Here is a 15,240-nt window from a genome sequence, read left to right on the forward strand (position 1 = left end):
TGGGAAACGATAGCCTTTCAGGCGCGGCATCTCAGCTGGTATCATCATGCCAAAACGCTAGACGCCCTCAGGTGCTTCAGCAAGTTGGCAATGCCGTTCGTCGGTAGCTGTCGCGGCACTCGGTGCGCTGTTGTCATTAGCAGCCACAGGAACAGGAATGTCACGGGAATACAAAACCTCTTCGGACACACCATAGTCGCGAACCAAGAGCGCTTTACGATGCTCGATGGATGCCAGAGCTTGTTTATCCGTCAACGTCACATCGCAAATTTTGCGAGATTGCGGATAAACGCGATCCTTCTCAACCCTCACGAGAAACCAGTCCTTTGCTCCGCGCTTCAAAACGCAACGGGTCGATTTTGCTGAATAACGATAGGACATAGATGAGGGGCCCTCCGGGCGGCATTCAACTGTTGCACCCGTCCACGCGGCTTTCGGCAGCACCTCCGCGAGTTTTTTCTCGGCGAGCTCCACATAGTAGCTCTTGAGATGAGAGCTGGTCGTGATCGTGAAATTTTTTGCTTTGCCGTTAACCGTTTTTAGCATTGCTTCAACTGCGTGCTCTTTGTTGAGATTAATTTTCATTGTCCTGCTTTTTTCCTCTTTCTTGTTACGAAGCGCGGTATTGCGCGTCCGTTTGGGCCATCTGGGGCGCCTTAAACACCCAAGATGATTGCGACCCCCAAATGATCCAAGTTCCTGATTTCTTGCGATCAGATCATTCATCAGTCGTGGCGAAATAAGAGCCTGTCGAAAAAGCAACAGGCCCAAAAAGCAATTTTTTTAGATTTTCGCGATTTTTTTGGCCACCTTATTGATCAGCCACATCGCGTAAGTCTCACCATCAATTTCCGCTAAAGGCCTGAGGAAGTTTATTTCAAGTAAATCGCAAATTTTCGGCGCAGCGCGTTGGTCGACCCTGCTGCAGAGACATAGAGTTATTGGGCTAGGGCAGAGACCCGATGGCCATGGCCAACTTGTCTGACAGGGTGCGTTGTCAGGGAAATCAGCACAACGCGCACTCGTCGATCAAATATGGCGACAATAACCCCGCATCTTTGCGGGATTGGTGTCCAGTTCCGAAGCCATTCGGGAGCTTTTTCGGCCGTGGAGGCTGCCTGAATCCAATCATCGCGCTCGATTCAGGGCCGTGATGGTGGTAGACGAGACACCATCCTCAAAATGGCATACCATCCCAAATTTAAGCGCTGTTTCTGATATTCAGCACGAGGCCGACACTCCTGCATCGAACGGAGGTCACGGTGCCCAACCTCTGCGTCCTGCCGCAATAAGGCGCTTCAGCGGCTTCAGCAGATTGCAAAAGAGCGCATGCGGCCCACATGATCCATGATCCATAAAGGCGACCATGCGCATGATGCTTGGTCCACCATGTTCGTCGCATTGGCTTTGTTAGATTGCAGGCTGCCCGACCGCACTCAAGGCGGATCGATAGGGGCAGGCGCAGGTCTTTTTTACCTGCGCAGAATGACCCACCGAGTCAGGGGAAAAAGATCGACGACAACATTTGTGGACGGAACGACTGCTGCGACCAGCATGTCATGCAACTCAGATAAAGGGCGAATTGCGATGGCCGCGAATGGATTTGGGTGAACAGTCGAGGTGGGTTCCAGAGAGCGTAAGTTGATGCGTGGATCATAGCTAGAGCAGGCATTTTGATATCTACGACAATTGCCTGTTACCCGACTCAATTAGAAAGAAGTGGTAGCTATGCCTTCTGCCCCTGATAACCACGTGCCTCGAACTCCAGTCGGCCAAGTTCGGAAAGCAAAGCGACCTCAGGGGACTGGTTACCGTAAGACCGCTTCCTATTCATCAGCATTTCAATTGTGTTCACACGCGATTGCAATCCGGTTGGACTGACGGCCATCTTTAGTCGACTCAGCGCGGCTTGGTCACGGTCTTTCTCAAAGGCTGTCAGCGCATCGAGGATCTCCTCACCTCTGCTTCTTGGCCGATCAGAAAAGTCAGGATTGCTATCTCGGCCAAGCATAGGATCTGCCGCAGCTGCTACCAGCCCCTTGTCGATGGCGCTCGTGATTCCTTCAATCAATTCGCGCCTATAACCTTGGGACCCAGAAAAGTGGGCATTGCCGACAAATAGGTTCGGAAATCGAAAGTGCCTTGCAACAAGTCCAGGAAGCATCTCTTGAATATGAATGACACCGGACAACAACTGATGCGTGCTCTCTGCATCGCTGTCTGAGTGCCAAGTTCCAAACCCTTCCAGTTTCTGAAGAATGCTGTCGACGACGACATCCCCAGTGTTCCAGTATTTCATAGTTACCTCACCACCGGGGGATGAAGCCGCCCCTACCGTTTTCCATTTTCGTCCTGCGGCGAACAGTAACGCGTTACCTCAAAGCAACCCGAACAACTGCGCGGCCTAGACCGCAATCACCGCTTGGGCTGCAATGAGTGCTTCAACTGCAGCCTGAACCTCCGCATAAAGCTCCGCTTCGAGCTCGCCTGCATCGATCTCGACAATCAGCGCATAGCGCACAGATGGCAAACCTTCGTCCAGAAGCTTTTTCGACTTCCACCATCCGGTGACAGGGTGAACGGCCAGCAAGTTGCGCCGCGCTAGATCTGAAGCCTTACACGTCAACTGATCTATATGGAGGGATCCAACATGGCGCCGATTGCTACCGAAGTCCCAAAGATCATCCTCGTCGTTTGCAGGACCATCGGGTTGTTCGGCTGCCTTGCTGATCCGAGCCAAGAATTGGGCTTCGTTCTCGCCAGCGCGATTGAGTTGGAAACGTAAGTTGTGGGACGCGTAGCGGTACCGAACGCCGCGCGAGGCTTCGGACGGGTTTGGAGCGATAAAGCTGCTGAGTGCCACCCGCAAGGTCACATCGCCATTGCCGAGCGCGCGCAAAGCCTCAACGGGCCAGGGAAGGGCGAACAGCTTCATTTCATTGTGGACATCACCGCCGGTCTTTTCAGAAATTCCGTAAGGCGTAATCGTGTCTTCCACGATGAGGGTCAGCGCGTTCGACGCGCTGCGGCGGGCACGGACCATGTCCGGCACACCATATCCGTATCGCTGAAAAAGGGGCGTGTAGTGACCCTTGTTCGGCTGGGCCGGCAGATGTGCACGCATCTGCTGCGTCCACCGCGCTGAAGACACATAAAGACCACGAACTGTCTCGGGCCAAAGCGTCGGATAGTCCGACCAGAGTTCCGTTACGTCCTTCGCTGCAAGCGCTGTCGCCGCGCTGGTGTCGAAGGTGAATGTGAAGGATCGGACCGGATATGTGTGGTGGGTCGAAAGGAGTGATAACCATCCGTGCCGCATTGGCGGAGGCATGGCACTTAGCGCCCAGTTTCCACCCTCAAGGACGACGTCCGGCTTATTCGGCCAATGGGACGACCACGATGCAGTTCTCGAAGCTGGCGACAAGTCGCCGAATGGCGCAAGCGCTTGGGCTGGCTCTCCGTCTGGCAGTACGGTCTTCTCTGTGAAGGCTCCGACAGACACAACATTCCACGCTTGGGCCGGCGACTCGATCTCGTTGTCCTCGTGATCGCAGCGGTCGAGGTAGTTTCCAGCACCAAAGGTGAAGTTATCGGTATTACCTGCTGAGACGAGCATTAGGCGCTGTTGTTTCACCTCACCTGAAATACCGGCGGCGAGCTGATCAACCTCAGTCGACCAGGACGTCGGAGCCCCGTCATGCGGTGTGTCCTCCCCCGTTGTCGTTGTCATGGTGAAGGTTCGGCGTCGGGGGCCGACCTGCTCGACCGCATTGATCGCCTGCTTGGTTATCGCGCCAAGGAGATGATGCGGATTCATCCCTGCATCGGGCAGCAGCTTCACGGATTCCAGACGATTTACGACCGCAACCGGATTCATCTGGTGCAGTTTCTGCGTCAGATCACCAAAGAGCGCCAGTCCTCCCATCTGCGTGCCATGGCCCTTCAAATCCTCCAGCCCCCAAGCCGGATTGGCGGCATGTCGGTCATCCACGCTGAGCGCCGGCTGAATGAGAGGATGCGCGCGACTAACACCAGTATCCAAAAGCGTGACGTAGCCAGGATCGAGACTATCGGTATAGGTCGCACGACCCGCGAGTTCGTCAACCCACTGCGCCTGTTCGGCCACTGGCAAGCCGTCGAAGAATTCTGCTGTGATGGTCGGAGCGGCAAGAGCGCGCACGCCTCCCAGTCGGCGGACGGCCTGAGCGAGCTGATCGCGATCGGCCAGTACGACCACAACGGTATCTTCGGGAAACTCCAGCCGATCCGCTCCCACTGTGACACCGTAGTTTGGCGCGGCTGCAACGAAGGCTTCGGTCATTTGAGGCTCGAGCCAAACCTCCCAGACGGTCGCAACATCCGCTCCGGGAAATTTGCCTTGAGGGCTGCGCCAAAGGGCACGCAACCCTGCTTCCGTGATGGCAGCAACGCTTTGCACCAGGTCCGCGTTTTTAGGACGCCCCGGGACGATTTCACCATCTTTCTCGCGATCAGGCGTGTCTTCAGTCCGAAACTGCTCGACCTTCTTGCGCAGCTTTTCGATACCCTTGGCTGTCGCAAACACCGTCGCGCGCTCTTCGGCGCCACCGGGTACTGGAGCATCCTCGATGCGGAGAAGCTTCAGGCCGCTGGCGTCTAAGCTGTCCTTCTTCAGACGCTCGTCCACTCGGGAGCGGACTTCCAGATAGATGCCAGGAAGCTCGGCTGCTGGAACATCCGGCAGCGCGTCGATGGCCTGAAGCAATGCTTGGGCGTGCGCCGCGCGATTGGGGACATCACTTGGTCTTTTGGACCCGCCCCCGCCCTTTGCTTGGAACGGGCGAGGTTGTCCGAGATTGCGAAGGTGGAAGTGCGGAAGGTCTCGTGCCATTGTCATCGGTCCCTAATTCTTGGAGCGACCGTCGGCGTTCGAGGGCATCAAGCAAATCCTTTGTCGCAATTTTGTCGGTATCATTCAGCACGGCACGTCGAGCGGCATCTTCCGCTGCCGCCACAACATCGGCCGTCGAGAGACCTGAAGCCACATCCGTCACCCGCTTCCATCCCATCCGAGCCAGCGAGAATCCGATCAGGCGGCGTTCGAGCGCCTGCCGAATGGCCGGGCCATCGGGCATGACATATGGCAAAACGAGATCAAAGCGGCGCAGCACCGCGCGGTCAAGAATTCCCGGCAGGTTTGTAGTGGCAATGACGATTGAAGGCCCAGTATCTTCATCCAAGAACTGCAGAAACGAGTTCAGAACCCGCCGGGCCTCGCCGACGTCATTCTCACCGCCCCGCGCCGCAGCCAAAGCGTCAATTTCGTCGAAGAGATAGATACCGCGCGTCGTCTTGACGGCATCGAAAATCATCTTCAGCTTCTGCGCTGTTTCACCCATGAACTTCGTGATCAGCCCGTGGAGCATGACCGAAAAGAGGGGGTACTGCAGCTCACCAGCAAGCGCCGAAGCACTCAGGGTTTTGCCGGTTCCGGGAGGACCGGAAAGGAGAACGCGTCGCCGTGGCTTCAACCCTTTTGCCTCAAGCTTTTCACGCATGCGCATCTCGACAACGAGATGCGCGAGTTCGCTCTCGATCCTGTCTGGCAAGATGACATCGTCGAGGCGCTCGGTCGGATAGGACGCGGCAAGGAACTCCGCTAAATCACCGCGGGGTGTTGCGATAGGAGTGATCGCAGGGGTTCGCTTCGCAGGCAGCTTCTGCCCTGCTTCTGCCCATTGTCGCAACTGTTCAGCCAGCCGGGTATGCCCCTTCTGCTCTTCGGCTGCAGAGAGTTGCATCGCCAGATCGTAAAAACGATCGGCGTCTCCCTCCGCATGACTCTTCACGAGACCGATGATTTGCTGGGCGGATGCCACGATTAAACTGCTCTTTCTTCAAGGTTTTTTATCGACGTACTTTCCGTTGCGATTCTATACGTAAATCATCCAACGGACCAGAAAAATCGCGGTGCTTTCCGCCGGGTGTGGCGCTCGAGTCCCCTTTTCCCGCAACCAATGTTGGCAGGAAGCAGACTGTGATAATGAGTGGGAACTCAGGTAACGCCAACCTGAAGTGGCTCCCCCTGAAAACCTGCATCCTCCATTTGCTCCCTATCGGGCAGATCATGCAGGCTCTCCAACCCGAACGCCACCAGGAACTTCTCCGTGGTTACATAGGTGTATGGCGCACCGCGCCGAGGCGACCTTGGACCTGCTCCAATCAGGCTTTGTGCATGGAGCCGCCCGATCAGGTCCCGGCTGATTTCCTTGCCAAAGATGTCCTTAAGCCCATCGCGGGTGATCGGCTGGTGGTAGGCGATCGCTCCGAGGACGGCGATATCGAATGCGCTGAGGCCCAGAACCTGATCGCCCACATCTGCCGCGGCGCGTATGGCAGGCGCATAAACGGGCCGTGTCCGAAACATCCAGCCACCAGCGACCTGCGCAATCGGGATTGCCAACTTGTTTTTACCTGTTTGAGAGAGGCGAGACCTCTGCCTGTCAGGCGGTCATTTCGGCAGCATAGCCTCTCCAGAGGTCGAAAGCATCGGACCTTGCGTGGCGGTATGAGACGGCGGAGAGTTGATAGCGTCGTGGGCGAAAAACGGTGTTGATCTGATCATGGGCAGCCAGAAATCTTTGTGCCTGCCGGGGAGATTTAAACCGCCCCATCAACTTCTCGCGTTTCCGTGTTGGTCTGTGTGATGCTTCGATCCGGTTGTTCAAGCCCTTGTGTGCGCGATGATCTGCGCCCGGTGCGAGGTCCCGGATCGGCCTGAAATAACTGCGCAACTTGTCCGTGATGATGACACGGGGTTCACCGAACCGGTCGATCAGCCTTGCCAGAAAACGTCTTGCAGCATTGGCGTTGCGCTGTGGCTGAACGAGAATATCAAGGACGTCGCCGTTCGCGTCGACCGCCCGCCAGAGCCAGTATTTTCTGCCGTTGATTGGGATGACGACCTCATCCAAGTGCCATTTGTCGCCCGCGGCCGGTCTGTCGCGCCTGATGCAATCGGCAAAGTGACGGCCAAAGCGGTTCACCCATTTTCGGATCGTTTCCCGGCTGACCATCACACCCCGATCGGCGAGAAGATCCTCGACATCCGCCGTGCTGAGCGCGAAGCGATGATAGACCCAGACGGCATATGCAACGATTTCACGAGGGAAACGGTAGCCTTTCAGGCGCGGCATGGAGGATGGTGTATTCATACCCAACGCCTAACCAATCACCGCTCCGCAAACAAGTTGGCAATCCCCGCGGAACTGATCGAGTGGATGCAGGGCAGCGCGCTGCATGTTCTCAGCGAGCGAGTCATCTTCGGCGAGGATGGCAGAATTGGCATCCCGCACGATGCAGGGAATGGGCGTCGTCTTGGCCAGACGTTTCTGCTTCACCAGGAGCGACAGGGCCTGGAAGCGCCGGCCGCCAGCGGGGATTTCGAACTTGCCGGTCTCGGACCCATCATCCGCCAGAACGGGCCGAACGCTCAGGCTCTGCAGCAGCCCGCGGCGGGCGATGTCTTCGGCCAGTTCCTCGACCGAGATGCCGGCCTTGATGCGCCGGACGTTGGCCTGGCTCAGGACGAGCTTGTCAAAGGGAATGTCCCGGGACGGGGACAGGGTGACTTTCTGGGCAGATTTCGCCATCAGATCTTCTCCATGACGGGCCCCGGAAGCCACTCTTCCGATCTCACTTCCCGTCACCCCTCAAACCAACAAACCTTTCCCTCTCCTGTTCTGACGCTCCCGAGACAGGACCTTAACAGCTGTTAAGTCGTCAGTCCCGAGGTGGCGGAACAGTACGCAGTCTCTCAACCTTAACAGCTGTTAAGCTGCAGATCGTCGTCCAATCAATGCCATGACCATCGGCCCACAGGAAAACTCACCGGCCACAGCTTTGGCAGTTAGAGCTCGCAAGTATCCACCAGGCGATCTGATGTCCTCAAAGCGTTCAAGCATGGCAGAAACGACGATCGACGCTTGCTCCGGACCCATGAACCGCTGCGCGTCTTCCCATGCAGATGCACTGATCCCCATGGCTGGTCGCACATGGCATGCCGCATCGAAAAGCTGGTGCCAATGCCGGATTTCGCCTTGGTAAAAGGTCTTGAGCGAGGGACATGCCGCAATCACCAGGTGCAGCGGGATCTTTGGCAGCTGTCTTGTGTCCTGTTCATCGACGTCAGCCACGGGCTCATCCCTGTCCACATCTGGCACGCCGGCCGCCGCTCCGCTTTTTTCTAAAGCAGGTTCAAGATCTATAGATTTTTTATTTGAATTATGATGGTGACGCTCAGATCGAGCATCATTGGTGTTCATTTCTTCTGTTTCAGAACCATCGATGATGTTGCGTGCCTGATCGAGGAGAGCTTCAAGATCGGCTCGATATGCCGCGAGGTCCTCAATTGAAAGCTTACGGCGAAGCGCGCGCGCTGTGAGGATAGCCTTGTCACGAAGCTGGTCCCAGATGCCTAGGCCTGGCTGCATCTCGTCTCCGAACTCCGCGAGGGCCGCGAGATCACGTCGCATGAGGCTTACAACCTCTCTCAGACGCCTGACGCGCTCCTCAGCCTCACGTACGGCCTCTGCGGCCCGTGCTATCTCCTCGGACTGGCAGTAGAGCGGGGAAAGATCGAAGCCAAAGGCGACGCGCTCTTCGCCGTGCTTGCGGACGTAGCGCTTTCCATTGGGGCTATCACGCCGCTGGAGCAAACCAGCCTCGACAAGACGCGCGAGGTGACGACGCATAGTGGAGCAGGGCATACCATTCAGGCGCTCACAGATCGCCTTGTTCGAGGGGAAGACTACCATCTCGGCGTTCCCGCCAAGTGCGTCGTCTGGAAAGAAGCTGAGGAGCCCCTGCAAAACAGTCAAATCACGTTCTGACACGCCAAAGGCCGCTTGCGCCTTGGAGAGCTCGCGCAGGAGTTCCCACTTGTTGACGGGTCTGCCCGGAACAGATGCCTCGGGTCGCTCGATCACGCGCAGATGGGCGTGCGAGATGGGCCGCATAAACGGCGAAATCGGTGTGTACTCCATGAAAACGTTCACGAAGGCAAAATTTCTAGGGCCCGCGAATCGCTTTGCGCTTGCGGGGTAGGGGCCAGAACGCTACATTCAGAAGTGCGAAAACTGAGATTTTGTAGCGGGCTGATCCCGGTGCGAAACCTTACAAAGGTCTCGTGAAGCTAGCTTCTCGGGGCCTTTTTCTTTTTGCCTGTATCGTGCCTCCTTCTTGTTGGTTGCTCTTCCTCAGTCTCCTGAACGCTTCCAGCGCTCATGAAGCTCGGTAATCAGCTTTGGGGCATTGCCCTCCAACCAGCTGATAAAATCAGGTTCATCCGTAGTCAGATCGAGTTTAAGCTGCTTGCCTTGGCGGCCGGTCTTAACCGTCGCAGCTCCGACACCGGGGATCGCCAAAGCAGACACGCCCTTTCTAGACGGGTTTGCTTTCTTCTCTGGGCTCTTCGCAGCTGCCAGAACTGCGAGAAACGCACGCTCAGAAACCTCATCGACCGAGCCGGAACTTTCGGACTTGGCTGCATGAGCTACGGCTTGCAGTTGGTCTCGATCACCGTCGTAGGCACCCAAAGCCTTTTTGAGCTCTTCCCATCTCGGGCGACCAATCCCGGGAGCCGCACCAATTGCCTGGATGAGATCCTCGCCGACCGTCCGAACGACACTCAAGAGTTGTGAAACCCCAGCTTCGTGGAGGTTAAGGACTTCGGCGACACCTCGATTGGTGCGCTCAGCCCCTTCCAAATGGTCACCGTCCAGAAGCGCCGTCGCAACAAGCGCACGTTCGATAAAGCTCAGATCACGACGCTCTTGGTTCTCGAGAAGCTGATCTCGAAGCGCTTGATCACCATCAACTTCCGTGACGATGGCTCGAACTTTGATACCGAGCTCGCGACATGCTTCCAGGCGTCTGCGGCCATAGATCAGGTTGTAGCGATCGCCTTCCAGTGGGCGGACCAAGACAGGCACACGCTGACCGTTCTTGGAGATTGAATTCTTCAGACCCTCAACTTCAATCTGAAGCCTGTCATCCAATCGTCCTTCGGAAATAATCTGCGCCGGATCGATCTCAAATACACCGCCACGCAGTCGGCGCCCTTCAAGAGCGTCAGGAGCGTTGCGAAGGGTCTGCAGCGGCAGGCCAAGTTTAGGCTTTCTTGCCATTCCGCCCCCATGTGTTCTGGATGATTTCAGCGATCTCATCGTTCACTGCGTTCATGGATTCGATCGCACGATCAAACGTCTGACGCGTGAAGTCCTTCTTGTCAGCTTCGTAGAGCGTTTGCTTGGTCAAGCCGGCATCAGAAATTGCGGTCGATTCAACCATGTGATTGGTCAGGACCGACCTCCCGAACAGTCCGCGAATGAAAGCGATGACTTCGGTTTGTGGCGCGTCGCCGACTTTGTATCGCGTCGGCAAAAAGCGCAGCCAATCGAAGCGCAGATTTGCGCCTGCATCCCTGATCACTCCCAGGAGATCCGCGGTCATTCGCAGGAATTGGGACATCGACATGAGGTCAAGCATCTGCGGGTGAACCGTCACGAGGACACCCGAGGACGCGGAAAGTGCTGACATCGTCAAGAAACCAAGCTGCGGCGGGCAGTCGATCACAACAACGTCGTAGTTCGCTTCAACACTATCGAGTGCGTCATGAACTCTCGCGAAGAACGCTTTCGCTCCGCCTCGCTGGATAGCAGCAGGCGTCTCGTGCTCGAACTCCATGAGTTCAAGGTTGCCCGGGATAAGGTCAAGGCCGCGGATGTAGGTCTTGCGGATCACTTCGGCGATCGGAACCGGATCGTCATAGCGAACGGCATCATAGAGGGTTCCGCCCTCCATAAGGTCGAGTTCTGGCTGGATTCCGTGAAGAGCCGAAAGAGATGCTTGGGGGTCGAGATCGATCGCAAGAACCCTGTACCCCTTGAGCGCCAAGCGCTGAGCGAGGTGAGCAGACGTCGTCGTTTTGCCGGACCCGCCCTTGAAGTTCACCACTGAAATAACTTGAAGCTCGTCACCGTCGCGACGCCCGGGCACGTAAGTTCCAGACTTTTTTGCGTTTCCTTCAAGCGTCTGCCGGATTTCCCAGATATCGTCGAGCGTATAGCGACGATGACTTCCAGCCGTCGTCTCAACGTCAACGATCTTTCCTTCTCGATGAAGCTTCCGAAGATAGGTATGGTCGACGCCAAGGAGCTCAGCAGCTTCGCCGCTGGTCAAAGTGCGCATCACCTTCTTTGCATCCGGAGGGAAGTGTGCGGCGCGCTGAGCATGCAGGTTCGACGCGAGAAGTTCCGCGTAGTGCCCGATGGCGATGTCTAGATCCTGCTCTACTTCGCTCATGTCTGCCCCGATCCGTGGGCGCGTTTTTTATGTGACCGCGCGTTATTTTTCGAGACTATTGCCCGACCAACCAGATTCGTGCAAGCACTTTCTAGATTTAGTGGCAATCGGTTAGGCCAACACAAGTGTGATCCTCAGAGGAGCCCCAGCTTTTCAGCACGCTCCAGAAGCATTCTGACTGAGGAAGGCTGCCAGCTGGTGCGACCGCGAGGGGTGCGCTCACGCATGGATTCCAGTCGGTCGCAGATTGCCTGCAAGGTGATCTCCGGGTCAGCACCTTTGATTGCGGCGACAATCGCAGGCAGGCGATCGTCGGTTTCGCGACGTCCAGCGCGTCCAAGCACTTCAGCAGGCAGGAATCCGTCCGCCACGTATGCCTTCACGGCGCGGAGCAGGCGGCTTTGCGTCCAGCGCCGATCATGGGGCAGGGGGCCATTGATGATCCGCAGGACGTCTTCCCAAGCCATATCGGGGCGCAAACGGCGCACATGGGGCACCCAATCCTGCGCAGTTTCGTTCAAGCGCTCCATGTAGCCGTCCTGTCGCGCCAGCCGCACCTTGCGCAGCGCGGCGGGGTCTTTGGCGCGAAGTCCAGGGTTGCCGCCTACGCGCCCTTTGGCGCGTGCCGAGGCAAGCCCGGCCTTGGTGCGCTCACGTATCAGAGCGCGCTCAAACTCGGCCGCAGCGCCCAGAACTTGTAGCGTGAATTTGCCCTGCGGGGATGAGGTGTCGATGGGGTCCTGCAGGGAGCGGAAGAAGGCGCCCTTGGCCTCCAAACGCTCAATCACCTCGAGAAGGTGAGACAGAGACCGCGCAAGCCGGTCGATTCGTACGACAACCAACGTGTCGCCCTTGCCAATCCGCTCCAGCACACGTGCAAGCACCGGACGCGCCCGATTGCCGCCCGAGGCGTGCTCTTCAAAGATCTCCACGCAACCCGCAGATTGAAGGGCCTCGGACTGGGGCAGGGGGGTCTGATCGTCTGTGGATACACGCGCATAGCCTATCAGGGGCATGGAAAAGAGCCGTTTGCAATTTTATATATCTCTAATAAACGACCGTTTGTAAACGAATGCAACCGCTCTCTCTGTGGTGCTGCTCATCAAAAACCCCTTGGATTCCATACGCTGAGCGTGATCAGAGAGATCTCGCAGACCACCGCGCGCACGTGCTATATAAGGTGTGTGGGCGCACCCTGACAAAACACTTGGGTAAAATGCAAAAGTGCCGTATTTTGCACATATGAAGCCTCAAGTATCTACACATTATGATAGTTTTGACGATCCTCTAGTGGATTCGGAGGGGCTTGAAGAGACGTCTGAGGACGACCTGTGGTTCCTGCCCGGTCCGATGGAAGTGGAGCCGGATTATCTGCTGCCCGGACCGAGAGCAGAGCTGCGTGAAACCGCAGTCCTCGACGATTGGCGGAAGGCAGAGGCGGTTAATGCCGCGCGTCTCGCCCGTGTGGCTGGTCGGATCGGCGCGTTGGATGACCGGCTGCGCCGTGGCCCGAAAGGCTGGCGGCACAGGCTCGCGCTGATGGAGGCGGCAGACCTCAGCTGGTTTGTGGGTGACCGTATTGGCCCGGATCGGCTGGCGCTCTGGATATCCATGCGCCTGTCCGGCGTGCAGGACAACACTGCAGCGCTCGCGCGTGTCGGATGGGCAGTGCGGCGTCTAACAGGCGGTCCCGGCCCAGAGGTGGACCTGTCCGCCTTCCTCGATCGCCGTGACCCCGAAAACATAGCAGGTGAAGCCGAAACCTTTGCGGATCGCGCGGGCGGTTGGCTTGACCTGATGGCGCAAGCCGTCGACCTGCACCCGATCACACGCGCCTGCATGGGGCTTCACCTCTGGAGCCTTGCGGGCCTCGGGCAACAGGGCGACCGGATGGAAGCGGCGGTTACCGCCGCACGCATTGCCGCCAGCGAAGGCCCGAATTCGAATGGAGGGGCCATCTTTGCGCCTCTGGCTATGCGCGGGGCAGGGGGGCTGCGCGCCAGTGGCCCACCAGCTGAGCGCTTGGAGCGTTGGCTCGAGGGAATGGAAACAGCATGCCTGACCGCGATGCGGCACCTCGACGATATCCAGGCATGGTCAGCGCGGGCGGAAACCATGATGGCCCCGCTCTCTGGCAAGACACCACCAGCATTGCGCGCCGTGCTGGCCGAATGGCCCCTCGTCTCCGCCCCAATGGCCGAGACCCTGACCGGTGCCAGCCGCGCCGCCGTCCAGCGCAACCTCGTCTGGATGGAAGCGCGGGGTTTGATCTGCGAAGTGACCGGGCAGGGCCGGTTCCGGATGTGGCGCACCACGACCTAAGAGATGAGCGTCATCGCTCGGTATCCTGACGGGTGCGTGCCAGTCGGCCAAAGTTCCGGTAGGAGGAGGCAAAGCCCGCCGGAACCTTGGCAATCAAGGTGCTCGAATTTGGAGATACTCCTCGCCAGTGCGCAAGGCCGCTGTGGCCGGCGCTTCCGTGCGGTTGTGCCTTCACCATCTATGATGACTGGTGAAGGCGGCGAGCAAGACGCCCGGTATTTTGGACACTGCGCGGCCCTGTTTGTCGTTGCTGCTTTGCCTGCCCCCGTCACCGTGCAAGTCAAAGTTCACCACACTGCCGTTCGCTGCTCAGGCGAAGCGGGCGATATGGCCTTCCTCCATAGCCAGCTTCGACAGGATCTGACTCTGCAGCAACCGTGGTCTCGGGAACAGGCCGGGTCAGGCTGGGCGGCGCGCCGATCTTTTCGTAGTAGCGGATGGTAAATTGCGGATCACAAGGATCGTGTGTTTTCACGAAAATATGTCCTTGAACCTCTAGCCACTAGAAGTCCTATCTAATCAAAGTGAACAGATACCGTTCTTGCCATAGATTCTGGTGGGAACCGAAAGGGTACGACATGCTGACAAGACGACACTTCATTCAAACAACAACGGCGCTATTCTCCGCGTCTGTTTCCAGCCCCCTGTTGGCCGATACCTGGCCCACCGAGGCACAGAAGGCTGAATGGGACGCGCAAGTCACGCCGCCCGGATTCGATCCGGCCGCGTCAAACCCTTGGGGCCTACACCCGCGCTTTTTGCCCCAACGCGTGATTGCGAAACCCGGGCTCGTGCCAGGAGACATCCATGTCGATGCGGTCGCGCGGTATCTCTATCATATCGAGGAGAGCGGGACCGCAATGCGCTACGGTGTGGCCATTGCCCGGGGCAACCTATACGAGCCTGGGGTCTACACGATCAAACGCAAGGTGAGGTGGCCGCATTGGACACCGACCCAGAACATGATCGAGCGGGATCCGGAAAACGCACGATGGGCCGACGGGATGGAACCCGGCCCCGAAAACGCTTTGGGATCACGAGCCATCTATCTGTACGTCGGAGGCCGCGACACTTATCTTCGAATACACGGCACGCCCTATCCGAGAAGTATCGGCGGTCGAGCCAGTTCGGGTTGCGTGCGGATGGTCATGGCTCACATTAACGAACTTTATCCCAACGTTGAGATCGAATCGACGGCACATTTGTACTCAGCGGAGGACAGTGTCACCGCGCGAAGTTGAGTGTGGTGCGTAGGTCTGAGGCGCGTTGATGCAACGTCTGACGCGTCCTCAAGCTTCGCGTGCCACGCAGATCGGATTACCGTTCGCCGTGCGCAACGGCAGCAGCGTCGTTTCGACCGGCCCGCTGTGTTCGTACCAATAGCAGCCGTCTTCCGGCACGAGGCGCGCGGTTGCAACATCCTGATCCGGAGCAGCCATCGCAACCACGGCTTCGGGAACGTTGCCCGTCTGGTCTGCCGTGTCGTCCGGCCCTGTCGGCTGGATGGCGCATCCTGTCGTGAGCAAAAGCGCCACCGCAACCATCATTTTTTGCTTCAGCATCAAAACCTGCATC

The 15,240-nt window shown here is 57.6% G+C and carries 13 protein-coding genes and 2 pseudogenes; 2 read left to right on the plus strand and 13 right to left on the minus strand.

Annotated features, from left to right (window positions below; genetic code table 11):
* Nucleotides 1-57: 57 nt before the first annotated feature.
* The 11 genes and pseudogenes from BM225_RS18625 to BM225_RS18680 all read right to left on the minus strand — a co-directional run bounded on the left by BM225_RS18625 (nt 58) and on the right by BM225_RS18680 (nt 12,359).
* Nucleotides 58-585: a hypothetical protein gene (locus BM225_RS18625; RefSeq protein WP_092465183.1), complete on the minus strand. Its 528-nt coding sequence runs from the start codon at nt 583-585 to the stop codon at nt 58-60.
* Between the two features lie 1,141 nt (nt 586-1,726).
* Nucleotides 1,727-2,299 carry a hypothetical protein gene (locus tag BM225_RS18635; RefSeq protein ID WP_092465185.1) on the minus strand — a complete coding sequence of 191 codons (573 nt, stop codon included), beginning with the start codon at nt 2,297-2,299 and terminating at the stop codon, nt 1,727-1,729.
* 105 nt (nt 2,300-2,404) lie between these two features.
* Nucleotides 2,405-4,744 (minus strand): S8 family peptidase, encoded by a 2,340-nt coding sequence (locus tag BM225_RS18640; protein WP_245780549.1) that lies wholly within the window; start codon nt 4,742-4,744, stop codon nt 2,405-2,407.
* Between the two features lie 31 nt (nt 4,745-4,775).
* Nucleotides 4,776-5,858, minus strand: coding sequence for an AAA family ATPase (locus BM225_RS18645; protein ID WP_092465187.1), 1,083 nt, complete (start codon nt 5,856-5,858; stop codon nt 4,776-4,778).
* A gap of 176 nt (nt 5,859-6,034) precedes the next feature.
* Nucleotides 6,035-6,439: pseudogene (scpB, locus tag BM225_RS18650) on the minus strand (SMC-Scp complex subunit ScpB); the annotation flags it as partial.
* A 43-nt stretch (nt 6,440-6,482) separates the two neighbouring features.
* Entirely contained in the window at nt 6,483-7,193 is a 711-nt protein-coding gene (locus BM225_RS18655) for an IS6 family transposase (protein WP_092465188.1), read from the minus strand.
* A 48-nt stretch (nt 7,194-7,241) separates the two neighbouring features.
* Nucleotides 7,242-7,631: pseudogene (locus BM225_RS18660) on the minus strand (ParB/Srx family N-terminal domain-containing protein); the annotation flags it as partial.
* Between the two features lie 180 nt (nt 7,632-7,811).
* Nucleotides 7,812-9,023, minus strand: a complete 1,212-nt coding sequence (gene repC, locus BM225_RS18665) for a plasmid replication protein RepC (RefSeq protein WP_092465189.1) — start codon at nt 9,021-9,023, stop codon at nt 7,812-7,814.
* 213 nt (nt 9,024-9,236) lie between these two features.
* A complete protein-coding gene (gene repB, locus BM225_RS18670; protein ID WP_092465190.1) occupies nt 9,237-10,166 on the minus strand; it encodes a plasmid partitioning protein RepB in 930 nt (309 codons plus the stop codon).
* Complete coding sequence (repA, locus tag BM225_RS18675; protein WP_040179904.1) at nt 10,150-11,343, minus strand: plasmid partitioning protein RepA; 1,194 nt, start codon at nt 11,341-11,343, stop codon at nt 10,150-10,152. Before repA ends, repB begins: the two co-directional genes overlap by 17 nt.
* Nucleotides 11,344-11,477: 134 nt before the next feature.
* Entirely contained in the window at nt 11,478-12,359 is an 882-nt protein-coding gene (locus tag BM225_RS18680) for a recombinase family protein (protein ID WP_092465191.1), read from the minus strand.
* A gap of 226 nt (nt 12,360-12,585) precedes the next feature.
* Here BM225_RS18680 and BM225_RS18685 point away from each other — a divergent pair, with 226 nt between their 5' ends.
* A complete protein-coding gene (locus BM225_RS18685) occupies nt 12,586-13,665 on the plus strand; it encodes a hypothetical protein (protein WP_092465192.1) in 1,080 nt (359 codons plus the stop codon).
* Nucleotides 13,666-13,945: 280 nt separating this feature from the next.
* Here the strand turns inward: BM225_RS18685 and BM225_RS21680 are convergent, their stop codons facing one another.
* Nucleotides 13,946-14,140, minus strand: coding sequence for a hypothetical protein (locus tag BM225_RS21680; protein WP_123618725.1), 195 nt, complete (start codon nt 14,138-14,140; stop codon nt 13,946-13,948).
* Nucleotides 14,141-14,243: 103 nt separating this feature from the next.
* Here BM225_RS21680 and BM225_RS18690 point away from each other — a divergent pair, with 103 nt between their 5' ends.
* Nucleotides 14,244-14,906, plus strand: a complete 663-nt coding sequence (locus tag BM225_RS18690; protein ID WP_092465193.1) for a L,D-transpeptidase — start codon at nt 14,244-14,246, stop codon at nt 14,904-14,906.
* 48 nt (nt 14,907-14,954) lie between these two features.
* On the opposite strand, the gene BM225_RS18695 is transcribed toward BM225_RS18690, so the two are convergent.
* Nucleotides 14,955-15,239: a hypothetical protein gene (locus tag BM225_RS18695; RefSeq protein ID WP_092465194.1), complete on the minus strand. Its 285-nt coding sequence runs from the start codon at nt 15,237-15,239 to the stop codon at nt 14,955-14,957.
* Between the last annotated feature and the right edge of the window lies 1 nt (nt 15,240).

Source organism: Donghicola eburneus, from assembly GCF_900115865.1.
Taxonomy (GTDB): domain Bacteria; phylum Pseudomonadota; class Alphaproteobacteria; order Rhodobacterales; family Rhodobacteraceae; genus Donghicola; species Donghicola eburneus.